General features: G+C 61.7%; 19 protein-coding genes. 8 read left to right on the forward strand and 11 right to left on the reverse strand.

The genetic code is table 11. The features are described from left to right. Window positions 1-85: 85 nt before the first annotated feature. A complete protein-coding gene (locus PHO31112_RS24550; RefSeq protein WP_246178541.1) occupies window positions 86-1159 on the forward strand; it encodes a porin in 1074 nt (357 codons plus the stop codon). A gap of 77 nt (window positions 1160-1236) precedes the next feature. Further along, a complete protein-coding gene (locus tag PHO31112_RS24555; protein WP_174995871.1) occupies window positions 1237-2655 on the forward strand; it encodes a purine-cytosine permease family protein in 1419 nt (472 codons plus the stop codon). Between the two features lie 77 nt (window positions 2656-2732). Here the strand turns inward: PHO31112_RS24555 and PHO31112_RS24560 are convergent, their stop codons facing one another. After that, the gene (locus tag PHO31112_RS24560) at window positions 2733-3530 is read right to left on the reverse strand and encodes a response regulator transcription factor (protein ID WP_343042798.1); all 798 of its coding nucleotides are present in this window, start codon (window positions 3528-3530) and stop codon (window positions 2733-2735) included. Window positions 3531-3790: 260 nt separating this feature from the next. Between PHO31112_RS24560 and PHO31112_RS24565 the strand changes: the two genes are divergently transcribed. Then, a complete protein-coding gene (locus PHO31112_RS24565; protein ID WP_281355118.1) occupies window positions 3791-5347 on the forward strand; it encodes an amino acid permease in 1557 nt (518 codons plus the stop codon). Window positions 5348-5362: 15 nt separating this feature from the next. Here the strand turns inward: PHO31112_RS24565 and PHO31112_RS24570 are convergent, their stop codons facing one another. The 4 genes from PHO31112_RS24570 to PHO31112_RS24585 form a co-directional block, all read right to left on the reverse strand. Beyond that, window positions 5363-5734 carry a cupin domain-containing protein gene (locus PHO31112_RS24570; RefSeq protein ID WP_150623986.1) on the reverse strand — a complete coding sequence of 124 codons (372 nt, stop codon included), beginning with the start codon at window positions 5732-5734 and terminating at the stop codon, window positions 5363-5365. A gap of 102 nt (window positions 5735-5836) precedes the next feature. Then, complete coding sequence (locus PHO31112_RS24575; RefSeq protein WP_150623988.1) at window positions 5837-7108, reverse strand: NAD(P)/FAD-dependent oxidoreductase; 1272 nt, start codon at window positions 7106-7108, stop codon at window positions 5837-5839. Between the two features lie 60 nt (window positions 7109-7168). After that, window positions 7169-7777, reverse strand: coding sequence for a helix-turn-helix domain-containing protein (locus tag PHO31112_RS24580; protein WP_174995872.1), 609 nt, complete (start codon window positions 7775-7777; stop codon window positions 7169-7171). Between the two features lie 200 nt (window positions 7778-7977). Further along, the gene (locus tag PHO31112_RS24585; protein WP_150623992.1) at window positions 7978-9273 is read right to left on the reverse strand and encodes an MFS transporter; all 1296 of its coding nucleotides are present in this window, start codon (window positions 9271-9273) and stop codon (window positions 7978-7980) included. Window positions 9274-9654: 381 nt separating this feature from the next. On the opposite strand from PHO31112_RS24585, the gene gdhA reads away from it, so the two are divergent. Continuing rightward, window positions 9655-10998: an NADP-specific glutamate dehydrogenase gene (gdhA, locus tag PHO31112_RS24590; RefSeq protein WP_150623994.1), complete on the forward strand. Its 1344-nt coding sequence runs from the start codon at window positions 9655-9657 to the stop codon at window positions 10996-10998. A 345-nt stretch (window positions 10999-11343) separates the two neighbouring features. After that, window positions 11344-12144, forward strand: coding sequence for a class I SAM-dependent methyltransferase (locus PHO31112_RS24595; protein WP_150623996.1), 801 nt, complete (start codon window positions 11344-11346; stop codon window positions 12142-12144). Window positions 12145-12182: 38 nt separating this feature from the next. Here the strand turns inward: PHO31112_RS24595 and PHO31112_RS24600 are convergent, their stop codons facing one another. The 4 genes from PHO31112_RS24600 to prpR all read right to left on the reverse strand — a co-directional run bounded on the left by PHO31112_RS24600 (window position 12183) and on the right by prpR (window position 18917). Further along, window positions 12183-14303 (reverse strand): pentapeptide repeat-containing protein, encoded by a 2121-nt coding sequence (locus PHO31112_RS24600; RefSeq protein ID WP_174995873.1) that lies wholly within the window; start codon window positions 14301-14303, stop codon window positions 12183-12185. A gap of 351 nt (window positions 14304-14654) precedes the next feature. Beyond that, window positions 14655-15971, reverse strand: a complete 1317-nt coding sequence (locus tag PHO31112_RS24605) for a hypothetical protein (RefSeq protein ID WP_150624000.1) — start codon at window positions 15969-15971, stop codon at window positions 14655-14657. 193 nt (window positions 15972-16164) lie between these two features. Then, a complete protein-coding gene (locus tag PHO31112_RS24610; RefSeq protein WP_174995874.1) occupies window positions 16165-16638 on the reverse strand; it encodes a type III secretion system chaperone in 474 nt (157 codons plus the stop codon). A gap of 278 nt (window positions 16639-16916) precedes the next feature. Further along, complete coding sequence (prpR, locus tag PHO31112_RS24615) at window positions 16917-18917, reverse strand: propionate catabolism operon regulatory protein PrpR (protein WP_150624004.1); 2001 nt, start codon at window positions 18915-18917, stop codon at window positions 16917-16919. Between the two features lie 238 nt (window positions 18918-19155). Between prpR and PHO31112_RS24620 the strand changes: the two genes are divergently transcribed. The 3 genes from PHO31112_RS24620 to PHO31112_RS24630 all read left to right on the forward strand — a co-directional run bounded on the left by PHO31112_RS24620 (window position 19156) and on the right by PHO31112_RS24630 (window position 22462). Beyond that, complete coding sequence (locus PHO31112_RS24620; protein ID WP_150624006.1) at window positions 19156-20037, forward strand: isocitrate lyase/PEP mutase family protein; 882 nt, start codon at window positions 19156-19158, stop codon at window positions 20035-20037. 99 nt (window positions 20038-20136) lie between these two features. Beyond that, window positions 20137-21504: an MFS transporter gene (locus PHO31112_RS24625; RefSeq protein ID WP_150624008.1), complete on the forward strand. Its 1368-nt coding sequence runs from the start codon at window positions 20137-20139 to the stop codon at window positions 21502-21504. Between the two features lie 175 nt (window positions 21505-21679). Beyond that, the gene (locus PHO31112_RS24630; RefSeq protein WP_150624010.1) at window positions 21680-22462 is read left to right on the forward strand and encodes an alpha/beta fold hydrolase; all 783 of its coding nucleotides are present in this window, start codon (window positions 21680-21682) and stop codon (window positions 22460-22462) included. Between the two features lie 64 nt (window positions 22463-22526). On the opposite strand, the gene PHO31112_RS24635 is transcribed toward PHO31112_RS24630, so the two are convergent. Then, window positions 22527-23162, reverse strand: coding sequence for a flavin reductase family protein (locus PHO31112_RS24635; protein WP_150624012.1), 636 nt, complete (start codon window positions 23160-23162; stop codon window positions 22527-22529). A gap of 9 nt (window positions 23163-23171) precedes the next feature. Further along, window positions 23172-23957, reverse strand: a complete 786-nt coding sequence (locus PHO31112_RS24640) for a GntR family transcriptional regulator (RefSeq protein ID WP_425495232.1) — start codon at window positions 23955-23957, stop codon at window positions 23172-23174. Between the last annotated feature and the right edge of the window lie 9 nt (window positions 23958-23966).

Genomic DNA, 23966 nt, shown 5'->3' on the forward strand with positions numbered 1-23966 from the left:
AGCTCCGTTTCATGGTGGCCGGGCTGGCGCGAAGCCGGTTCCGTTCGCCATCAATCGGGGACACGACAATTCAAGGAGACGTGCTGTGAAGCGAACTGGATGGATTTGTATGGCTGCGTTGGGCATGCCTGCGCTGGCCTCGGCGCAAAGCAATGTGAACCTGTACGGCGTGATCGACGCCGGCGTGACTTACGTGACGAACCAGCAGGGCGGGCGCAATACGGTGTTGGCCACCGGCATGCAAACGCCGAACCTGTTCGGCCTGCAAGGCTCGGAGGATCTGGGCGGCGGACTCAAGGCCGTGTTCAAGCTGGAAGGTCAGTTTGCGCTGGAGAATGGCGCGTCCATCGGCGGCGGAACGTTCGCGCGGCAGAGCTATCTGGGTCTGGCGGGGCCGTGGGGCACGGTGACGCTGGGCAATCAATACGAGTTCATGTTCGAGTCGCTATCGGCTCAGCGCCTTGGCCCGTCGCTTGCCTACGTCAGTCTCTACAACCTTCAGCAGGGGCCTTTTCAGGGCTTGGGCACGCCCTTCGGCGGCCTCGACTTCAATCGCGTTGGCGGCGCGTTCCGTGTCGCCAACGCGGTGAAGTACATGACGCCCGACTATCGGGGCCTGAACGCCGGCGTGATGTACGGCCTTGGCGGCGTACCGGGGTCCTTCGGCCAGCGCAGCACGACCAGCGCGGGCATCAACTATGCGTACGGGCCACTGAACCTGAATGCCGCGTACACGTACGCGAAGGACCCGACGATCAACAACGGTAACGACGGCATCCGCAACTGGGGGGTGGGCGGACGCTACCGGCTCGACAAATGGCAGTTTGACGCGATCTACACCAACACCCGCAACACGTTCAGCGGCGGGCACGTCGATGTCTATCAGGTCGGCGTCAACTACTCGATCGGCTTGGCGACCACGCTGCGTGGCGATTACCAGTTCATGAAGGGGAACGCGCAGCTTGGCGACAACAAGGCCCAACAGTTCGGTCTCACGCTCGACTACGCGTTCTCGAAGCGCACGGACGTCTACACCAACCTCATTTACCAGCGCGCCACTGGCAACGCCTCTGCCACGGCCTGGATCTCGGGGCTGCCCGGACCTGCGAACGGTTCGAATCAGACGGCCATCCGGCTCGGCCTGCGCCACTTCTTCTGACCGGTACGCGGAGCGCCGGCGTGACCGCCCGCGCTGCCGCATCAGCCAAACCGCTCTCTCGCATACTGGAGACAAACATGCATAGCGAATCTCAAATCTCAACGCGTAGCGATGACCACGCGCTCGAAGCCGTGCCTGACGGAGAGCGTCAGAACTGGCTGCAGTTGTCGTGGAGCACGGCAGGCATCGTGACGACGCTGATCCAGTTGTTCGTCGGCGCGCTCGTCACCTTCGTTGCCGGCATCCGAATCGGCCTGCTTGCCGGTGTGTTCGTGGCAATCGTCGGTGCGCTGCTTGGCTGGGGGGCGGGGCACATCGCCTTTCGTACAGGACTGGCGAGCACGGTACTGTCGCGTGAGCACGGGCTGGGGCAGCGCGGCTCTGCGCTGCTGGCGCTGGTGTTCGGCTTCATGATCACCGGTTTCATCGCGCTTGAGAACGTACTGCTCTACAAGGGATTCCTGTTCTACCTCAATCAGCCCGATACGTTGGGCATGCGGGTCGCCGTCTACGGGACGCTAACGATCGCGTGGATCTTCCTCACGGCATTCGGTTTCTCTCTCGTTTCACGCGTTTCGTCATTGACGCTGGTGGCATTCCTTGCTGTGCTGCTCTACATGATGATCGACGTGATCGCGACCTCGGGTCAGAGCTGGTCGTCGGTCATGCAGTTCGGCGCACAGATGCCGCCCGAGGCGCTCACGGCGATGGGGGCGAACACTGACTGGGGCAAGTTCAGCTTCTGTGTGAACGTACTCATCGGGTCGGCGGGCGCGCTCGCGCTGATCGATGCCGACCTGGGTCGATACGCAAAATCATCGCGCGACATCGCCATTGCGGCGGTCATCGGTAACATCTTCATGGACGTGGTGATGGTCGCCGTGGGCGGTATTGTGATGTATGCCGGCATGGATCAACTGGTGGCTCATCACGTGAAGGTCGGTGGCATGACGGAAGCGGCGGCGCGTGCACTGGCGCTGCAAAGCCCGGACAGTGTGGCGGCAGCGTTCATCGTGTTCGGCGGGGTGCTGGGCACGCTATTGATGGTGTTCGCCCAGTCGAAGGCTCAGGTGCTCAACACCTACAGCGCGTCGCTGTCGCTGACCAACTTGGCGGATGCCGTGTTCGGATGGCGGCCGGGGCGTTTCGTGTTCGTGGTGCTGGCTAACGTGATCGCTTGTCTGATGCTGATCGGCTCGATTCTCGAATGGTTCAATTCGTTCATCACCGTGCTCGGCATCCTGACCACTTGCTTCGCGGGGATCATCATCGCGGACTACTTCGTCGTCAAGCGCAGTGCCGGTGGTTCACTCGGTGGAGAAGAGGATGTGAATTGGGCGGGCGTGATCACGGTAGTGACGGGGTTCGTTCTCGCACACTACGTACTCAATCGACGGGTGCCGATTGAATTCTTCACGTCGCTGGTGGTGTCTTTCGTGCTGTATCCGGTGCTGCGACTCGGTGCGCTGCGCCGTGTAAAGACCGCGCGTAGTTAGCTAGCCCGGTATCGCTGAATTCCCGAGTATCTCCTTACGCCCCGCCCCAGGGGCGTTTTTTTATTTTGGGGCGGACGTCAGTCGGGGCGTTTTCCGCTCTCGCTCATGCCGAGTCGCACGAGTTCTGCGACGGATGTGGCGCCGAGCTTATCGCGGATGTGGGCGCGGTGCACTTCCACGGTTTTGTAGCTGATGTTCAGTTCTGCCGCGATGACCTTGGACGCTTTGCCTTCGATGAGCAGGTCGAAGACTTCGCGCTCGCGCGCCGACAACAGCTTCAGCAGGTCGCGCCTCTGACTGCTTGCCTGTGCCTGAGCGTGTTCGCGCAGGCCGACCTGTAGCGCACCGCCAACCTTATCGAGCAGTTCCTGGTCGTTGAAAGGTTTTTCCAGGAAGTCGTAGGCCCCGCCTTTCATTGCGCGCACGGTCATGGGAATATCGCCGTGGGCTGTGAGAAAGATGATCGGCAGGCGGAAGCCCGCAGCATGCAGACTGTCCTGAAGTTCGAAGCCGCCCATGTACGGCATTCGGATATCGAGCAGCACGCAGCCGGGGCCTCGCGGATCGGCGCCCGCGAGGAATTCACGGCCATTGGCGAACATCTGCACTTTGTGCCCAACCGATTCAAGCAGCCAGCGCATGGAGACCCGCACCGCCTCGTCGTCGTCAACGATGTAGACGACCGGCTCCGGCGCAGCGGGGCTGGCATTTGGCGTACGGGGGCTGTCCATCGGTTTCCTTTTTGCTTGCTGGAGGGCTTTCGCGGAGTGGACCGGGAAGGAGAAAAGCTTATCGGTTTCGAGCGCATTCAGGTAGCCGGGAAACTCCGCACTCGTTGATCTGTTTGCGCCGGAACGGGAAGGTGGAGATCTCATCGGGAAGCAAGCGTTGCACCAAATTGGCCGCGCCCGGTGAGCCGCTTTGGTGTGCCCTTACGCAAGTCATTGATTCTTTGGGGATGCTGTTAGACTGTGCGGAGCTTTGCGGTAGGCGTCGGGCGCCAGAGTCAGTGCGAATGGCCTACCGTTGAATCAAAGCAGCAACACCGAAGCGTGACGGAAAGCGCAAAAAGGCCTTCATCTTGGGCCTTTTCTTTTTTTCTTCTCCGCATATTTTTGACTTGAGGAGCACCACGTTGGCTCTATCGGAACACGACCCGCACCGCGAAGGCGGCAAGTCGGAGGTATCGGCCCCGGCCGAATTGCGTCGCACTCTGTCGGCGCGCCACCTGACGATGATCGCGGTGGGCGGATCTATCGGGACCGGGCTGTTCGTGGCCTCAGGCGCCACCATAGCGCAGGCGGGGCCCGGCGGCGCGTTGCTGGGTTATGTGTTGATCGGTGTCATGGTCTATTTCCTGATGACCAGTCTGGGCGAGTTGGCTGCCGCCATGCCGGTATCGGGCTCGTTCTCGACCTACGGCGCGCGTTACGTCGACGAGGGCTTCGGCTTCGCGCTGGGCTGGAACTACTGGTACAACTGGGCCGTCACCGTAGCGGTGGATCTGGTGGCGGCGCAACTGGTCATGGCGTACTGGTTCCCGGACGTACCGGGCGTCTACTGGAGCGCATTGTTCCTTGCCATCACCTTCGGGCTCAATGCGTTGTCCGCACGCGGTTTCGGCGAGGCCGAATTCTGGTTCGCGCTGATCAAGGTGTTGGCGGTGCTGGCCTTCGTGGCGATGGGCGTGATGATGCTGTTGGGTATCATCCGAGGCGGCGAAGGCGGGGGCGGGGTCAACTGGACGGTGGGCGACGCGCCGTTCGCCGGTGGCTTCGCGGCGCTGATCGGCGTGGCGATGGTCGTGGGCTTTTCGTTCCAGGGCACCGAACTCATCGGCATCGCCGCAGGCGAATCCAAGGACCCTGCACGCAACCTGCCGCGCGCCGTACGTCAGGTATTCTGGCGCATCCTGCTCTTCTACGTCATGGCGATTCTGGTGATCGGCCTGCTGATTCCGTACACCGATCCGCATCTGCTGCGCAACGACGTGGCCGACGTCAGCGTCAGCCCGTTCGCCCTGATCTTCGAGCGTGCCGGGTTGCTGGGCGCAGCATCGATCATGAACGCGGTGGTGCTGACCTCCGTGCTCTCCGCAGGCAACTCGGGCATGTACGCGGCGACACGCATGCTCTACAGTCTGGCGCGCGATGGCAAGGCACCCCGGGCCTTCGACCGCGTCTCGCGCAATGGTGTACCGCTACGGGCACTATTGGCGACGGCCGCCGTCGCGGCCCTGTGCTTTTTCACCTTCGTGTTCAGCCCCAATGCGGTCTACATCTGGTTGCTCAACACCTCGGGGATGACCGGTTTCATTGCGTGGCTGGGCATCGCGATCAGTCACTACCGGTTCCGCCGGGGTTATCTCAAGCGAGGCCGCAATCTGGCCGACCTGCCCTATGTGTCGCCGTACTTCCCATTTGGTCCGATCTTTGCCTTCGTGCTGTGCCTGATCATCACCCTGGGTCAGAACTATCAGGCCTTCCTGCAGCACAAGATCGATTGGGGCGGCGTGGTCGCGACTTACATTGGCATCCCGCTTTTCCTGCTCATCTGGGCGGGCTACAAACTTGTGCGCGGGTCGCGCTTCGTGCGCTATCGTGACATGCGGTTCCCGGTTGCGCAGAAGCGCATCCCGGCAGATTTTGCGACTCCCGCAACGGCTGCCGAGATCGCGCAGAGCACGCGCTGAGACACTTCCGTCAGATCATTGATTGCCTGTCAGCGAGACAAACCAGACCTTCTTCACAAAGGCGTCGACCTCCCAGTGCCCCTTATAGCCTTCGGGCATCACAAACGGGTCGCCGGCTTGCAGGGCGTGCACGGTGCCGTCCGGGTCGACTATGCGGCAATCGCCTTCCAGGATGTATCCGAACTCGATGTACCCGGTGGTGTCCGCCCGGAACTTGCCCGCCGTGCTTTCCCAGATGCCCGACGACGCGCGGCCGCCGTTGCCCTCGAAACCCGTCATGCTGCGAAACACCGTATCCCCTTCCATCGGACGGCGCGGCTTGCCGATCTCCGGATTTTGCAAGGGTCCCGCGCTAAAGCGCACCAGATGCGAATGACTGTCGACCACAACTTACCTCTATATCGGTGAGAACGGATTGCGAAAAGAAGGCGCAATACGAGCGGGCAGCGGCACATGCGAGCCGACCGGTCCCACCCCGCAGCGCCGGATTCAATGCCCGGCGTACTTCGAGAGCCGGAAGGCATAGGGGTCCACCCTCGGCGTGTTGCCCTGCACGAGATCTGCCATCAGCGCACCCGCAGCCGGGCCGATGCCGAAGCCATGACCCGAGAAGCCGGACGCCAGGAAAAAACCAGGCACCTCGTCGACGCCTGAAATCACAGGAATGGCATCGGGCGTCACGTCGATGAAGCCGGCCCACGCGTGCGCAATTTGCGCCGACGCAAACGCCGGGAACGCTTGCTTGAGCTTATCGAGGGCGACGCCAATCGATTTCATCCCTGGTGCCGGATCGAGCGTGCGATGCGCTTCGAACGGTGTCGGCCCTTCCGCACCAAAGCGCGTGGGCATCATTAGTTCGTCGAGAAAGCGCTTACCGACGCGCAGCTTCAGATACTTCTTTTCCGAAAGCCAGGCCGGGAAGAACTGGCGGCACAGGCGAATGCTGTCCGGCGTGAGATCGGCCACCGACGCACCTAACTGCGACACCGAATAGCCGCCGTCCGCTCGTTTGCGGCATGTGAAATCCCTGCCGTTGACGGCGAGATCCAGTCCGGCATCCATCGGCGTGGTTCGCAGCACCGAAGCATGCACCTTCAACTGCGGGAAGTTCACGCCCGTGTTGCCGCAGAACAGGCGCGACCACGCGCCACCGGCCAACACGACGGCATCGGCGGCCACTCGACCCCGCTCGGTCACGATGCCCTTCGCCAGCCCAACCTGCCGATCGAGACAACGCACGGCGGTCTGCTCGAACACTTGCGCACCCGCGGCAACGGCCAGCATCGCAATCGCTCGGGTGGCACGCTCGGGTTCGGCCACACCGTCCACCGGACAATGAAGGGCACCGATCCAGGCGCGCGCCGACTGCGTATTGAACAAGTCAGGTAGTTGTTCGCGGCTCAGCAATTGTGCCGGCACCCCCAACGGCAAGGCTTTGTCGAGCCACTTGCGATAGCCTGTCATGTCGGCCTCGGATTCGGCCAGATACGCTATGCCAGTCTGACGATAGCCGACATCATGCTGTGCCTGAATTTCTTTCCACAGGTCGATCGCCTGCATTGCCAGCGGCAGTTCCTTGTGATCGCGCCCGACCGTGCGAATCCAGCCCCAGTTGCGTGACGATTGCTCACCGCCAATCACGCCCTTCTCGAACACCGCCACGCGCAAACCGGCTTTCGCCAACGCCCATGCGGTACTCATTCCGACGATGCCTGCGCCGATGATCGCGACATCGACCTGCCTGGGGAGAACGCTAGCCATAAATCACCAATCGACAATAGGAAAACGTAAGCGGGGAAATGCGTGCAGCCGTGGCTGCATTCACACGTAGAAGTGGTTGCTGTTCACGACCATGAACACGGTGGGCTCGTCCCATGCGTTCTCCCAGCGGTATGGCCGGTTGCCCGTGAAGCCATAGGTGTCGCCCGGACCGAGCACCAGCGTGGTGTCGTCGATGAACACGCGCAATTTGCCGGTGAGCACGTACCCCACCTTGTCGCCGGACTGCACCAGCAGATTCGAATCAGACGCGGCGCCCGGTTCAAGCTCCATCATGAATGCCTCGAGCGAGGCGCAGTTCAACGGCGTGATGCGCGACTTGGTGACTCCCGAACCGGCCAGCCGCAGCGGTTTTCGCTGGTTTGCCCACACCACGAATTCACTGGGTTCGGTGGTGCTTGGCGCGTCTTCCGCCGGCACCGGGGCCGACGTGAACAATGCCGCGCCATCTACCCCCAGCGCATGACACAACTGGCGAAGCGAGCGCATCGAGGGCGAACTCACGCCGCGCTCGATCTGGCTCAACATGCCGATCGACATATTCGTGCGCGCCGCCAAATCCTTCAGCGTGAATTTGCGCTCGGTGCGCATGGCGCGCAGGCGCATGCCCAGCTCCTTGTCGCTGGCCTGTGCGGTAGGATCGTCGGCCAAATCTACGGCGCCGGGTTTCTGTTCTGGGAGTGGGGTCTGGACGGTGACAGCTTTCGGCTTCGATGGCATGGCGAAAAGGAATCGGGGACGCAACGGGGGCGGGGCGCGTGAAACGTACGCTCGACGAATTTCAATATCACTTCAAAAAGTCTAGAGTGCTTTCGATATAGCGTCAATTCGGGAGCGCCCGCCAAGGCCCTTCACTTCACATGTTTGCGGCTGGCCTGCAGCCCGATCAACGCGAACACAGCGATGATCACGATGTAGTAAGCCGGCGCCATCACGCTGCCTGTGGTCTTGACCATAAAGCCGACCACCAGCGGGGTAATACCGCCAAAGAACGTCTGCGCGATCACATAGGCGATCGACACGCCCGTCGTGCGGCACGACGTCGGAAACAGTTGAGAGAGCAGCGAACCGATCGGCGAGAAATAGAAGCTGTAAAACATGAACGACAACGTGCATTGGAAGATCGCCAGCGTCAGCAGCGAGGGCGAGCGCGTGAGCATCTGGAACAGCGGGAAGACCAGAATCACGCCGATGATCAATGCCGTGCGCATGACCTTGATGGTGCCGAGACGGTCGGCCGTGATGCCACCGAGCACCGGCACCAGCGTGCACACCACACCGCTGCAGATCGACGCGATGAACGCGTCGTCCTTGGTCAGGCCGAGATTGTTGATCGCAAACGTCGGCATATAGAGGTTCAGGAAGCTCGCGACGACACCCGCGGCCGTCACCACAGCGCCGATCAGCACGAATCGTTTGTGCGATCGGAACGTCTCGGCGAGCGGGTTCTGCACCGTTGCTCCCGCATGCTTGACCTTCTCGAAGTCGGCCGTCTCGTCGATCTTCGAACGGATATACAGACCGACCGGCCCGATCAGACAACCGAACAGGAACGGCAGGCGCCACCCCCACGCGTTGATCTGGTCTTGCGTGAGCGAATGGTTGCAAAAGTACGCAAACAGCGACGCCGCCAGCACCGCGAGGCCCGACGCCGAGAACTGCAAGCTCGCGAAAAACGCCTTTCGCGACGCGCTCTGCTCGGTGAGGTATGAGTTCGCCGTGCCGAACTCCCCGCCCACCGAGAAACCTTGCAGCAGACGGCCCGTGACGAGGATCACCGGCGCCCAGACGCCGATTGAATCGTAGGTCGGCGACACGGCGATCAGTACCGTGCCGGCCAGCATCAGCATCGCCGCGAAGCTCAGCGTGGCGCGACGCCCCACCTTGTCGGCCATGATGCCCAGCACCACTGCCCCGACCGGCCGGATCAGGAACGAACTCGCGAACGTCATCAGGCTGAACAGCAAGGCCGACTGAGGATCGCCTTGTGGGAAGAACAGTTTGGAGATGGTGATCGCGAACATCGCGTACACCAGAAGATCGAACCACTCAAAAAACGTGCCGAAGTTTGCCGCGATCACGTCGCGGGTCCGGCCGCCCTTACGGGCCTTCGATGCCGGGAAACTGCCGATTTTGGTGGTGTCCATATACGACCTTCCAGAGCGAGACGTCACATTGACCTGAGCCTGCATTCTGAGCAGCCGAATTGCATGTCGATATTAGAGATTTCACCTATGTGAAATTTTCGCGTGAATTTCGATGAAATTTCTCTCTAATTGAAATTATTTTGAAATCAGGCGCCAAGGCGACGGCATGGGACCACGCTATGGTGTGTGCTGGCGATCGTTGCGCCGGATTCTTAACTGGAGGGCTCGAGGCCTGACGAGGGGGGGCGTTCCACGACATGTGATCGGCAAGGGAATGCCGCACTGACGGCTTGCATTTCTTTTTTTTGATTATCTCGTGATCCTAAATGGTGCAAAATGCTCTTTCTTCACAAGAATGAGCACCATTGATGGGCATTCGAGATGAAATATCAATCACTTGACGATTTTCTGCGCTCCATCGCCGAGCGCAATCCCGGCCAACCGGAATTCCTGCAAGCTGTCACGGAGGTGATGGAAAGCCTGTGGCCATTCATATCGCAGCATCGGAAATATGCCGAGCATGGTTTGCTCGACCGTCTGCTCGAGCCCGAGCGCATCGTGATGTTCCGGGTGTCGTGGGTCAACGATCACGGCGACGTTCAGGTCAATCGCGGCTATCGCATCCAACATAGTTCCGCCATCGGCCCTTACAAGGGCGGTCTGCGCTTTCATCCGTCGGTCGATCTTTCGATCCTCAAGTTCCTCGCCTTCGAGCAGACGTTTAAGAACGCGCTGACGACGCTACCCATGGGGGGGGGCAAAGGCGGCTCCGACTTCGATCCGAAGGGCAAGAGTCCCGGTGAAGTCATGCGCTTCTGTCAGGCGTTCGTGAGCGAGCTGTTCCGCCATGTCGGCAGCGACACGGATGTGCCTGCCGGCGACATCGGCGTGGGCGGACGCGAAGTCGGCTTCATGGCCGGCATGATGAAGAAGCTCTCGAACCGTGCCGATTGCGTGTTCACCGGCAAGGGGCTGTCGTTCGGCGGGTCGCTGATTCGTCCGGAAGCCACCGGCTACGGCACGGTGTACTTCGCCGAGGAAATGCTCAAGCAGACGGGCCGCAGCTTCGACGGCTTGCGTGTGAGCGTGTCGGGCTCGGGCAACGTCGCACAATACGCGGTGGAAAAGGCGATGGCGCTCGGCGCCAAGGTCGTCACCGTGTCCGACTCCAGCGGTACGGTCGTCGATGAGGCGGGCTTCACTACCGAAAAGCTCGCCGAGTTGATGGACGTCAAAAACCATCACTACGGCCGGGTGAGCGATTACGCGAAACGCACCGGTCTTGAATTCCTGCCGGGCAAGCGTCCCTGGCACATCCCCGTCGACGTCGCGTTGCCGTGCGCCACACATAACGAACTGAATGCCGACGATGCCGCAACGCTCATCAGGAACGGTGTAATTTGCGTCGCGGAAGGAGCCAATATGCCGTCGACCAACGAGGCCGCAAAGCGCTTGGAAAGCCACGGCGTTCTGTACGCGCCCGGCAAGGCGAGCAACGCTGGCGGCGTTGCGACCTCGGGCCTGGAAATGAGCCAGAACGCGATGCGCATCTCGTGGCCACGTGAAGAAGTCGATGCGCGTCTGCACGACATCATGCGCAGTATCCACGACGTTTGTCTGCAACACGGCCGCCGTGCCGATGGCTCGGTCAGCTACGTGAACGGTGCTAACGTCGGTGGTTTCGTGAAGGTCGCCGACGCCATGCTTGCGCAGGGTGTGATCTAAGCCAAAGGCTGGGGCCTGAGGCGATTGGATGCAGGTGACGAGCTGAAACCGCACACAAGGCGCTGTTCTTCGAGGCAGCGCCTTTTGCGTTCAACGGAAGGTGGCGTACCATATCGCACGTCTCTTCCCTTCCACTGGAGCCCATCGGAATGAACAAGTAATGCCTGATGCTTCCGCATCTCGTCCCCTCGCTGCCTGCTGCGCGAGCGCGCATTGCTTTTCGTTTTGATGATCGAGCCTAACCAACACCCCAACACCCCGGCACCACGGGCTGTCGCGTGTCTGCCTCGATGTGCGTTTCGTGTCTCTAAGGGCAGTTTTCCCCATTCACGTCAGGAAAACACCATGTCCGATTCCCAAATTTCTCACCCCGACGTTCTCGAACACAACCGCGCCGCGTGGGATCGTCAAGCCGCGACGAAGTGCGAGTGGTCACGTCCTGTCAGTGCGCAAGTGATTGCGTCGGCACGTCTTGGCGACTGGGCGGTGCATCTTACGCCGTGCGCGCTGCCCGAGGGGTGGTTGCCCGACGTTCGAGGTCGACGCATCCTTTGTCTCGCCTCGGGGGGCGGTCAGCAGGCACCCGTGCTGAGCGCCGCAGGCGCGCACGTCACTGTGCTGGACGCCTCTGCCGCACAACTGGCGCAGGATGAAATGGTCGCGCGTCGCGAGGGCCTCACGCTTACGACGATCCAGGGCGATATGCGTGATCTCTCGACATTCGCCGACGCCTCGTTCGATTGCATCTTCCACCCGATTTCCAATCTGTACGTGCCGGATATTCGCCCCGTATGGCAAGCATGCTTTCGGGTACTGCGCGCCGGTGGAAGTCTGCTCAGCAGCTTCTACAACCCGGTGGTCTTCGTGGAAGATCGCGACCCGGCGTACGCGACACAAGGCATCATCCGCCCGCGCTTCAAGGTGCCGTACTCCGACGTGCGCGATCTGACATCCGTCGAACTCGCCAGGAAGCAATCGAGCGGCGAAGCGTTGGTTTTCGGCCATAGCCTCGGCGAACAGATCGGCGGGCAACTCGAAGCAGGGTTCGTGCTCAAGGGCTTCTATGAAGACGAACAACCGAATCCACGATTCGTGATCGATCGCTTTCTGCCCACGTTTCTTGCGACGTATGCCCTGAAACCCTGATGTCCCACCGACTGCGCTTGTCTCATCGCAACCACTATCTATCGGCGCCAGGCGTGAGGCAGAACGGCGTCGTAAATCTCGCGCAACCGCGAGTTTGACGGCGTCGCCGACACGAAGGCCATCATTTCGTCGGAGAGCGTCGCGGTACACGTCGCCATTTCCTTGCTGTCCCCGACAAGACGTGCGCACCAATCCGCCAGCGTTTCGCGCGGAACCCTGTCCGGATCGTCGGCGGACACCTCGTTGAGCAAGGCGCATGCAAGGTAACGAAGCACGACCGGAGATTCCGTCTCGGTGCCGAACAGCAGACTCGATGCCAGTCTCGTCTGCTTGATCGCTTCAATCACTTCGAACGCCGCGCGATTCTGCGGGGTGTCGTCAAGGCCCGGTACCTCGGAAAGGCAAGCACGCCAGAGCGCGGCTTTCGCCTCGGGCCGTAAGCGCATCGCGGCGTGGTCATCGCCCGGCCGTTCATGAAGCGAACCGGGGGTCACGATGGTGTGCGCAAATACACGCTGCAGAAGCATCTGCCACGAGATCGTCGTCAGCTTATGTGACGGATGACTGGATGAGATTCGGGTCGTCATATCGAGCGCGAGCCGCCGGTAGGCCTCGCGATCCGACAGTTGTAACGTGTCGTTCGCGCCATCTTCCGTGGCCTCACCGGGCTCGCCCGGTGTCGCCGAAGCGATGCCCGTCGCACCGGTCTCCCAATAGGCATTCAGCAGCTTGGCGAAACGGCGATTTTCGACGCCCGATGCGGTTTGGTACCGCGCATGCAGGAGCGGAATCGGGCGGAGTGCGATCTCAGGCGAAACGGCTGGCTCGATGACGTAGCTGGCCTTAGGCGTCGCCCTTCCGAGGACATAAAACGAATGCCAGGGGATATCGGCCTCATTGTCGATGACCGCTTCCAGCAGACCGGGCGTGCACGCAACGGCGTTCAGCGAGTCTTCCGACAGGAAGATGCATGTGTCGCGCGACGTATCGGGCAACACGTTCTCCAGGGCACGCGCCGCCGACGCGATGATGGGGTGACGATGAAAGTGATCGAGCAAATCATCGGCCAATGCGTCGAGTTGCGACGTTGCGCGGGCTCGGAGCACCAACTGGTGGATTGCTCCCTGATGGAGAATCGGCCACTGCGGATGCGCCGACATCTCGAGCAGGTACTCAATGTGAAAACGTAACCGGTCGACGGAAAGATCCTGTGGCACCGGTTCGCGGTTCCATGTCGCCTGAATGCCCACGGGCAGATACGCCCGGATGAACGCAGAGATCAACGGACTCTCCCAGAACACTGGGTCGGAGAGTACCGATACCCAGGACGAGATGAAATTCCATACGGTTGTCTCCGAAACCGAAAGCGTCTCCAGCGACTCGATTAACTGACACATCAGTGCGCGCTTCAGATCGCCATGCTGATTGTCGATCGACGCGATGGTGGCGAGGAATTCCCAGCCGTTGTCTTCACTCAGCAGGCTGCCGACACGCGCCATCGCCTGATGGGCCGTCTGTGGCGTGCCGATCAGCCAATCGGTATCCAGTGTCAGGACGACATCGGTGAGATCTGCACCGCTGAAGTCGACATTCAGGCGGCGCAGGGCCTCGAACTGTGCCCCCCTCAGCGACGTGTTTACGAAAGCGACACCCTGCAAGTAGGCGCGCGAGAGATTGACGCCGCCGAAATCCGCGTCGCTGGCATCGACTTCGCACCAATGCGCGCCGCTGAGGTCTGCGCAGCGAAAGTCGACGTGCCGGAGATCGATGTCGCTCAGCTCAAGGGAGCGGAGGTCGGAAACGCTTGTGTCGGTGAATGTCAGCAGGTTGCGTTGCAATGACCGCGGCAACTGGGCGAACTCACCGACGTTGTCCATCGAAAATCCCAACGCCTGCCAGGCGTCTGCGGACGCGCCGTCGAAAGAGGTGACCAATTGCTCCACATAGGCCGGAATCATGTCGGCCCTGATTTGCGAACTCGCTTCGAGTTCCTGCCACAGGCGCGCCGCGAGCACGTCGCGTCGCCGGTTGTCTCGAAAGAACACCAGCCGGATGTCGCCGCATTGCATGAACGCCTCTTGACCCGTGCACGCATACGCAAAGCCGATAGCCCCGATTCGCGCGACTGTCGAGACTTCCAGATGCGCGATCGCCACCATCGTACTGACGCCGGGTTTTGAGAAGTCCCCCGAGGGGGGCCGCTGTGGGCGTCGAGGGCCATTTGCCCAATGGAAGTTCGACGAATTGGCAGAACCGGATTTGCCAGCTAGGTACACGTTGGATTCCTCGGGATATCTCGACAATGAGATGACAGGCATCGTCCGATTGAGTCAACCTGCCGCGATTGGCATGCCGCAGTCGGCGATGGCAAAAGACCGCCATCGTATGTCTGGATCGACGCAATTTGGATATCGCGAGGCCGGATTAGGAGAATGCAAGAATCTCCGCGTCGACGGGGCATGCCGTCGACGCGCTCGCAGGCAACCGGATGGCGGTGACTGCGATCGGACTTACTGAGGGTCAGTGAAGGCTTCGCTTTCGCTGTCGGTCCGGTTGGGGATCATGGCCGCGGCGACGGGTGCTTTCCACGCCATGGTCTTGCTCGGCGCCGACACGAAGTTGTCGCGGATCGTCGTTGCTTTTTCGATGCCGCGCTTCTGGTCCGGGTGCAGCGCGTGGGCCGCCAACTGTTGGACTTCGTTCGCATATGCATGGCCGATACGCTCACCCGAGCGATGCAGGTTGAAACGATAGGCCTCGCTGTCCTGCGCAAACACGCCGCCCTCGCCCTCTGCCTGCATGGCTTTCTCGGCCTCGGCGCATACAGCACAAGCGACAAACTTGCCCGCCATCGGCACGATGACGGCGTCGGATTTCGACAATCCCAACTCGGCGATCGCTTGCGCAAAATGCGCTTCGGCGTTGCGCGCCAGGTCATCTTCGATGTTCTGCTCGGCGTGACGCGTCTCAGTCACGCCCGGCGGCAGCGCGTTTTCCGGACCTCGCTCGAACGTCGGGGGCGCGTGCACGACGAGGCTGGGGAAACCCTTGCCCGCTTCTTCGGTCAACACCCGCGAAATCGTTTCGAGGGCTTTAACGCCCTGCTTGCCGATAATTTCCGGCGAGACGCCTTCCGTCCGCGACGGTACCCCCATGCCCCGATCGATCTCCGTCTTGAGCCGCGTCTGGGCATCCTTCAACTGATTGGCACTCGCGCCGGCGAGGGCGTGGAATTTTCGGAAATGACGCAGGCAGGTGGCAGCGCGAACGGCATGCTTGTCCACGTTCGACGTGCGCTCAAGCGCCTTGGAATGGTTGGGCGCTCCCGTGCTGAGGGCGATGTGCAATGCCCTAGTGAGTTTATCGCTGTGGAAGTTCGAGGAGACGTGCAGCTTGTCGCCGATCACCGCCAACTGAATTTCGATGGGGTTGATCGCGCCGCGTTCGCCTTCGTTCCACTTGTCCAGGAATGTCTCGTGGGTCATCACGTGGTAGAGCGTGGTCGCGATATGGGAAAGCTGTTGCGAGACCCGGTTGTATCCGACGTAAAGCTTCCGCTCCGGAACGGGAATTTCCAAGCGGGGAATCGCGCTGACCTGAGCCGTGTTCAGGAAGTAGGAACTGGGTCCCACGAATGAGCGCGCGCTCAGCGCGGACATGACTTGCGCGTTGCCGAGTTTGGCCCGTAGCACGTTCATGTCGGGGCCGGTGGCGGGCCGATTGTTGAAGTCGAGAAACCTCTCGGCCGACGCCTTCTTCAGTGCATGCGAATTTCCCCTGCGGCTGAGCGTGCCTGTTGCGGCGCCCGCCTGATCTGGCGCGTTCATCGCGATATCCGGCGACATTGCGTGGGGAGTTTGTTGCGAAATGCTATTTCCTAAGGGCATAGATACTCTGTAGATCGCTGATGTTGAATGTTCCAGACAGGACGTCGATCATCGTGCCCGGCTTGCTGTCGTCCACCCTGATAGGCGACGCCGTCGGCGCGGCGCGTCGTTGTTCTCTGATTTCTCCGATGGTTCAGCGCAGTGCGAGCCAGTGCGCGGGGGCGTTGCGCTGAACGACGGGGTTCGCGTGAAGAGAGGCCGGCACGTCACGCCGGATCACGTCGCGCCAGTGAGTGCACCATTCGAGGAATTCGACCGTGCAGGCGGCCAGTTGCTCGGCGCTCGACAGATGCCGCGACAACGCGGCCATCGCCACCGCACGCGAAGACTGCGGATGCCATGCGATCACGGGACTCTCGCCGCGCAACGTGTCGACCGTCATGGGAGGGAAAAGCGAGAGCAGATGCCGGGCCGGTATTTGCATGGCGGCCTCGGGAAGGTCTATCGGCAGCGTCAGTGACAACCGATCGTCGGTGCGCAAGATGGCCAGCTCGAAATCCTCGTCGACCACAAAGCAACATGTGCCATGCTCGTCGAATGCCAGCGAAGGAATACCAATCAACTCCCCAAACTCACGCAGAATCTGGCCTTGAAATTTCTCAGACACATTGCTCCTTTCAGGTATCGGGTTGTCATGCCGACGGGTTGCAGCCGAGCCATGGCCAGCGCTGGAGCGTATCCGCAGCACGTCTATATGAAGGATTTGTGGATCTGAGATGGAAGGCTCGTGAATTGGGTCCCGATGCGCTGACGTTTGATCCATTCCCTATGAGGATCGGCGGCTCACGACGCATTTGCCGATTCGTGGCGTCGATGTGAGGAACTTCGGTATCCACGACATCCGTCGCCGTCGCGATGGCATCGCGACACCACGACGGCGGGCCGTCAGTCGACAGATTTCATCAATCGCCAGAACGTGGTACGGCTGATGCCCAACGCCCGGCTGGCCGCCGCGCGATTTCCGCCTGAGGCATGCAACGCGGCGAGCGCGGCCGCGCGCGTGACTGGCGCGGGCGTCGCGATCTCGTCGGCGTGGCCGTGCGGGAGATACCGCTTACCGGGTGACAACCGCAGTAACTCCGGAAATACTTCGTGCAACGTTTGCGCATGACGCGCCACATCGTTATCGAGATAAATCGCCGCGCGCGTCAACAGGTTCTCCAGTTCGCGCACATTGCCCGGCCAGTCGTAACGATCGAACAGCGGCGAGAGCACTTTGAGAATCGGTTTCGACGAGCGGGCATCCAGTCCGTACTGTGCAGCGATTCTCGACAACAACGTCTGTGCGAGCAGACGAATATCCTCGCGGCGCTCGCGCAACGCGGGTAGTGTCACCTGCAACAGGTTCAGGCGGAAATACAGATCCGCGCGGAAGCGCCCTTGCGCGACCAGCGTATTGAGATCGCGATGCGTCGCGGCAATCACGCGAACATCGATAGGCACGGGGCGCCCCGATCCCAGCCGCATCACCTCACGCTCCTGCAACACGCGCAGCAACCGGCTCTGCAAGGCGGCAGGCATCTCGCCGATCTCGTCGAGGAAGATGGTGCCCGTGTGCGCGATTTCGAACAGACCCGCCTTGCCGCCTCGCCGCGCGCCGGTGAAGGCGCCCTCGTCGTGACCGAACAACTCGCTCTCGATGAGTCCCTCCGGCAATGCAGCGCAGTTGAAGGCGACGAACGGGTTGCCGCGCCGCACACTCGCGTTGTGAATACCCTGCGCGACCAGTTCCTTACCCGTCCCGCTTTCGCCGGTCAGCAGCACCGTTGCGTCGTGCGAGGCGCCTGCGCGTGCCAACCGCCTCACCTTCTCGATCTGTCGCGAATCGCCGACCAACTCGGTCAGTTCATGCTTCGCGACAAGATGCCTGGGCCGTTGCGTCGTGCGCAACGAGCGGTCGATGCGCTGTGCCATCTGGGCGTCCTGCACCGTGACGACCGCGCCTGAGCGCATACCGTGCTCATAGATGGGTACGCAACTCACGATGAAGGCGCGTGCGTCGATAGGCACGAGACGCTCCTCGATGGCGACGCCGCTGTCCGACAACTCCCGCAGCATCGGTCCGAGCTTTCGCGTCAATTCGAATTGCTGCGCGCCCTGCGTTGCGACTCGCTCGGCGTCCACATCCAGCAACGCGAACATCGCAGGATTCACGGCTTCGAGTTGCCCGTTCTCGTCGAAGGCCGCGACCCCGTCGCGTATGTGCGCCACGATGGTGTTCAGACGCATGCGCTTCGATTCCTTCTCGCGGCTTACCCGCGCCAGTTCGACCGATCGCTCGAAGGCTTCTTCTACCGCGCCAAGCGAGTAGAGGAAGACGTGTTCGAGCCCGGCTTCTTGCGCGAGATCGCACGCCATGCCCGGGCCGATGATGACCTTGCAACCCTGTGCCGCCAGCGTGTCGACCGCCACCTGCACCTCGTCGACGGAACGATAGGCGCGTTGGCGAAGCTGAATCTTCAGCAACTGACCGAGATCGTCCAACTCGCGCGACACCGTCTCGTGAAGCACCAGGCCCAGCGGCTGATCCGGCCACGTTGTGGTCGCGCGCGTGATCGCGCTGAGGACGTCGAAGCCATTGACCTTGACCGTCACGACCGGCACCGACAGGTTTTCGCGCAGGTACGCACCGTTTGATCCCGCTGCGAGCACGACGTCGACGGCCCCCGAGTCGACATACGATTGCAACGCCGCAACGGCCGCGCCGTAGCCTTCGCGCACGGAATAGAAGCGCGCCCGGTCGGTGTAGCGCGGCGCGACGGTCTCGCAAAGGGTCTGCAACCGGCTGATGCTCACGAGGGCGATGCCCGGACGGCGGGCGCGGGGATCGGACGGTGCGGACGCGGCTGCGCGCGGCGGCACGGTACCGGAAAGGCTGGGGGGCATGGCGATGTCTCCGTACGGCACTGACGAAACGCATGGCTCACCGTTTCATCGGCGTTTCGCAAGCGTTTCATGAAACGTTTCGTTTTCGGTTTGCCGATTCTGCCACATCCGCAGAAAACGGGCTGACCAGCGCAAGTCCATGATTTGATGTCGATTTGCTCGGCGTTCTCAAGTGATGCGGCGACTGGCACGCAGATTGCGAACGGTAGACCCATTTACCGATAGGGAGACATACGCCATGACCACCGCAACCGCGCAACGCCGCGCCGAATTCCGCCGCAAGGTCGAGGCCCGCCAGGGGCTGCTCGTGCCCGGCGCCTTCAACGCCCTTTCGGCCCGCGTCATCGAAGACGCCGGTTTCGAAGCGCTGTACCTCACCGGTGCGGGCGTGACCAACATGTCGCTTGGCCTGCCCGACCTCGCGTTCGTGGGGCTTGCCGAGATGGCTGAGCACACCGCCCGCGTGCGCGACGCCGTCTCGCTGCCGATCATCGTCGACGCCGACACGGGCTTCGGCAATGCGCTCAATGTGCGTCATACGGTGCGTGTGCTAGAGCGCAGCGGCGCCGACGCCATCCAGTTCGAAGATCAGGTGTTGCCCAAAAAGTGCGGTCACTTCAACGGCAAGGCCGTGATCGGTGCCGACGAGATGGTCGGCAAGATCCGCGCTGCCGCCGACGCACGCGAAGACGCCAATCTGCAAATCATCGCCCGTACCGACGCGGCTGCCGTCGAAGGCATCGAAGCCGCTATCGAGCGCGGCCGCCGTTTCATCGAGGCCGGTGCCGACATTCTGTTCATCGAAGCGACAGAGACGCTGGCTGATATCGAACGTCTGCCGGCGCTGTTCGATCGCCCGCAGTTGATCAACATCGTCATCGGCGGGAAGACGCCGACGCAATCGCAGCCGCGTCTGGCCGAACTGGGCTACGGCATCGTGCTCTATGCGAACGCCGCGCTGCAGAGCGCCGTGCTCGGCATGCAAAAGGCGCTGGGTACGCTGCGCGATACCGGCCGTCTGGACGAAGACCCGGCGCTCGTGGTGCCCTTTGCCGAGCGCCAGCGTCTGGTCAACAAGCCGTTCTACGACGCGCTCGACAAGAAGTACGCCGCTAGTTGAGCGCGAGGCGCTCGCGCCCATCCCCCTGAATACGCATGACAGCGACGCCGGCCGTTCTTGGCGTCGCTCGCTTTTCCAGCAGCAGGGCATCGCTGCACGATGGCAGTAGACAACAAGTATTGGAGACAGACTGTGACGCCCCCCTCGGATTCCCTTGCCGCCCGCCCTTCGAACACTTCACACACTTCACATGCGACCCCTGGCACGCGTGCACCGGTCAAGATCGGCTCCATTGTCGGAGGCCTCGCGGGCAACCTGATCGAGTGGTACGACTTTCTCGCGTACAGCATCTTCTCGATCTATTTCGCCAAGGCGTTCTTTCCCGGCGATAACCCGACCGTCCAACTGATGAATACGGCCGCGATTGCGGCGGTCGGTTATGTGGCGCGTCCGCTGGGCAGTTGGCTCATCGGGCTGTATGCCGACCGGCGCGGCCGCAAGGCAGCCCTCACGGGATCGGTGCTCGCGATGAGTGTCGGCTCGATGATGATTGCGCTCACGCCCGGCTACGCAAGCATTGGCATCTTCGCGCCGATGGTGCTGATTGCGGCGCGTCTGCTGCAAGGTCTGTCGATGGGCGGCGAGTACGGCACGAGCGCGACCTATCTGAGCGAAATCGCGCCGGAGCATCGCAAAGGCTTTTACCTCGGCTTCCTGCAAGTGAGCGTGGTTGCCGGGCAACTCGTGGCGCTCGGCCTGATGCTGCTGATGCAGCGCGTATTGCTCACCTCGGAGCAGATCGAGCAGTGGGGGTGGCGCATCCCGTTCGTGCTGGGTGGTGTGCTGGCGCTCTTCGCGTTGTATATGCGTCGCAACGTGACGGAGAGCGAGGCGTTTGTCGATAGCGCGAAAAAGCGCGAGACATCGATTACCCGCGAAGTGCTGGGGCATTGGCGTCAGATTCTGCTGGCCATCGGCATCACCATCGGCGGCACGGTGGCGTTTTACACGTTCACCGTCTACATGCAGAAGTTCCTGGTGAATTCTGTCGGACTGTCGAAAGAGTCGTCGACGTTCGTCTCCACACTGGCGCTGTTGCTCTACATGCCGCTGCAACCGCTGTTCGGTCTGCTCTCGGATGTGATCGGCCGTCGCAAGGTGTTGATAATTTTCGGTGTGAGTACGACGCTGTTCTCCGTGCCGCTCTTCACGGCGCTCAGTCACACGAAAGATCCCGTGGTGGCGTTTGCCCTGTCGTTCGCCGGACTGGTGATGCTCTCGGGATTCACGTCGGTGCACATGCTGGCGAAGACAGAGCTGTTCCCGCCACGCATCCGTGCGTTGGCAGTCGGTTGCCCGTATGCGCTGACCACTGCCATCCTCGGCGGCACGACGGAGTTCGTCGCGTTGCGCTTCAAGGCGAGCGGTCATGAATCGTACTTCTACTGGTATGTGACGATCTGCGCGGCCATCTCGCTCGTCGTTTATCTGAAGATGCCGGAGACGCGCGGCCGACGCTTCGACTGAGTGTCGACTGAAACACGCCTAAAAAACCCGCCGCAAATTGCGTTGACTTAGCGTGGACGGGACGATACGATCAAGTCCTAATTCGAACGCCCCCCCGATCCGCCGGGGGGGCGTTTCTTTTTGGTTTCCGGACATCGTGATCCGGATCTCATTCACCAGAAAGGAACGAATCAAAATGACGGCTTCATCCATTCCCGCGACACTCGGCTTCTCGGTATTCGGCACCGGGCCTGAACCGGTCCTCGTGTTGCACGACTGGCTCGGCGATCAGTCAAACTACGACACCCTGCTGCCACATCTCGACGGTGCGGCATTCACTTATGCGTTCGTCGATTTGCGTGGCTACGGACACTCGAAACACTTGCGTGGCGACTACACCATCGACGAGATCGCGATCGATTGCCTTGGTGTGGCCGACGCGTTGGGCTGGTCGCGCTTTCATGTGATCGGCCACTCGATGACCGGCATGGCGACGCAACGTCTCGCGGCCGATGCGCCGTCGCGTATTAAGAGCGCCGTGGCGGTGTGCCCGATCTCGGCGGCTGGCAATCGTCTATCAACGGAGGCCACCGCGTTCTTTGCCCTGACGTGCGAGAACGACGACGCGTTCCGCCGTTTGGTGAAGTTCGTGACGGCGGGCGCGCCGGACGACTGGGTCGACGCGAAGCTGCGTCGAAATCGTGAGGAGGTGGCCGTCGAGTGCCGTCGCCGGTATCTCGACATGATGACGACGACGGACTTTTCCGACGAGGTGCACGGACTAACCACACCGTGGCTGGTCATCGTGGGAGATCGCGACGCGGGACTGGATGCCGAGGCGATGAAGGCGACCTTCCTCGCATGGCACCCGAATGCACAGCTAGCCGAGATGAAGGACTGCGGCCACTACCCGATGCAGACCATCGCGCCTGCGTTCGCTTCGCTGGTGGAGACGTTCCTGCGCACTCACGCGGACTAAGCTGCCGAGCGACGATGGCACGATGGCATCGCGCTTGCCATCGTCGCGTACCACCTTCGTCTCGCTACATCTCGTCGACAGCCGTGCTGACCGTGGGCTGACCGCCCGCTCGCTCCAGCGAGAATCGGTTGCGGGTATCAACGTAGAAGCTCGCCCCGAAACGACCCACGGGAAAGTAGTTCTGCAACCGGACACGCCATTGCTCCGTATCGATCAACTCGTCCCGCGCGTGCATGCGCTCGACGCGTCCGATGAAGATATGGCGGCTCGGCGTTTCCAGCGTTTCCCAAAGCGTGCATTCGAAGGCCACCGGCGCTTCTGCAATGCGTGGCGGTGCGACAAGACTGCTTGCCACCGGCGTGAGCCCCGCGTGCGTCAATTCGCTCTCGCTTGGCGGCAACCGGTCGCCACACACATGCATGCGTGCCGTCATCGCTTCGTCGGTGAGATGCACGACGTATTCGCGGCTGCGCAGAATATTGGCAGCGGTGTCCTTGAGCGAATCGTCGTCGCGCCGGTTGATCGAGAGCATCACGATCGGCGGTTCTTCACCCAGCATGTTGAACATCGAGAACGGCGCGGCATTGACCGTGCCGCCCTCGTTGATGGTGGTCACGAGCGCAATCGGGCGCGGCACGATCAGGCTCGCCATCAACTTGTAGCGCTGATACGCCGTGATTTCGCGGAAGTCGATTTCCATGCGATGTCCTCAGTTTTTTGGGCGGCGTTGGCGTTTGACGGGTTCGGCCGGCGGAGCAACGTCTTCCGGCGACACCACTTCCGGTAAGCCAAGCAGCGACGCCAGACTTTTCTGCCCGCGCATGCGGGTTGTCTCGATGCGGCGTTCGAGTTCTTCGAGGTGCGATTGCATGCGGGCGATGGCCCCGGGCGCATCGCGCCGGGCGATGCACTCCACGATGGCGGCGTGTTCGTCGTGTTCGCACGGGGCATAACCGGGCGGTTCGTACAACCCGACGATAAGCGAGCAGCGCGAGATCAACTCGGTGAGGTAGCGCAGCAGCACCGCATTGCCCGCCAGCGCGGCGACGCGCAAATGGAAGTCGCTCGCGAGGCGAGCCCATGACGGCTGATCGAAGCGGTGCATGGCGGTATGCTCGGCGTCGAGCTGACGGCGCAGCATGGCGAGGTCGTCGTCGGTCACATTGGCGACGGCCAGTTCGACGAGCGCCCGCTCCAACGCGCGCCGGGCCTCGAAGATCTCGCGAGTTTCCTCCGGCGTCGGTTCCGCGATCACCGCCCCTTTGTTGAGGCGCAACGTGACGATGCCGTCATGCGCCAGACGCTCCAGCACGCGACGCACCACCGCGCGCCCCACGTCGAAGAGCTGACAAAGTTCCGGCTCCGGGAGTTTGGTGCCGGGCGTCAGGCGATGCCCGAGCACGCCATCGACGATGGTGCGATAGATATGCGTCTCGATCCGCGTCTCGGCGCTTTGCTCGCCGGGGTCTTGCGCGATGGGCGCGTGCAAGGACAGCAAACGGGA

Source organism: Pandoraea horticolens (genome assembly GCF_902459555.1).
In the GTDB taxonomy this organism is placed as follows: Bacteria; Pseudomonadota; Gammaproteobacteria; order Burkholderiales; family Burkholderiaceae; genus Pandoraea; species Pandoraea horticolens.

Excerpts from the sequence above, each read along its gene's own strand:
- PHO31112_RS24555 (WP_174995871.1), top strand. The coding sequence starts at position 1,237 with ATGCATAGCGAATCTCAAATCTCAACGCGTAGCGATGACCACGCGCTC.
- PHO31112_RS24560 (WP_343042798.1), bottom strand. The coding sequence starts at position 3,530 with ATGAGATCTCCACCTTCCCGTTCCGGCGCAAACAGATCAACGAGTGCG.
- PHO31112_RS24575 (WP_150623988.1), bottom strand. The coding sequence starts at position 7,108 with ATGGCTAGCGTTCTCCCCAGGCAGGTCGATGTCGCGATCATCGGCGCA.
- PHO31112_RS24585 (WP_150623992.1), bottom strand. The coding sequence starts at position 9,273 with ATGGACACCACCAAAATCGGCAGTTTCCCGGCATCGAAGGCCCGTAAG.
- gdhA (WP_150623994.1), top strand. The coding sequence starts at position 9,655 with ATGAAATATCAATCACTTGACGATTTTCTGCGCTCCATCGCCGAGCGC.
- PHO31112_RS24595 (WP_150623996.1), top strand. The coding sequence starts at position 11,344 with ATGTCCGATTCCCAAATTTCTCACCCCGACGTTCTCGAACACAACCGC.
- PHO31112_RS24600 (WP_174995873.1), bottom strand. The coding sequence starts at position 14,303 with ATGGTGGCGATCGCGCATCTGGAAGTCTCGACAGTCGCGCGAATCGGG.
- PHO31112_RS24605 (WP_150624000.1), bottom strand. The coding sequence starts at position 15,971 with ATGAACGCGCCAGATCAGGCGGGCGCCGCAACAGGCACGCTCAGCCGC.
- prpR (WP_150624004.1), bottom strand. The coding sequence starts at position 18,917 with ATGCCCCCCAGCCTTTCCGGTACCGTGCCGCCGCGCGCAGCCGCGTCC.
- PHO31112_RS24620 (WP_150624006.1), top strand. The coding sequence starts at position 19,156 with ATGACCACCGCAACCGCGCAACGCCGCGCCGAATTCCGCCGCAAGGTC.
- PHO31112_RS24625 (WP_150624008.1), top strand. The coding sequence starts at position 20,137 with ATGGCAGTAGACAACAAGTATTGGAGACAGACTGTGACGCCCCCCTCG.
- PHO31112_RS24630 (WP_150624010.1), top strand. The coding sequence starts at position 21,680 with ATGACGGCTTCATCCATTCCCGCGACACTCGGCTTCTCGGTATTCGGC.
- PHO31112_RS24635 (WP_150624012.1), bottom strand. The coding sequence starts at position 23,162 with ATGGAAATCGACTTCCGCGAAATCACGGCGTATCAGCGCTACAAGTTG.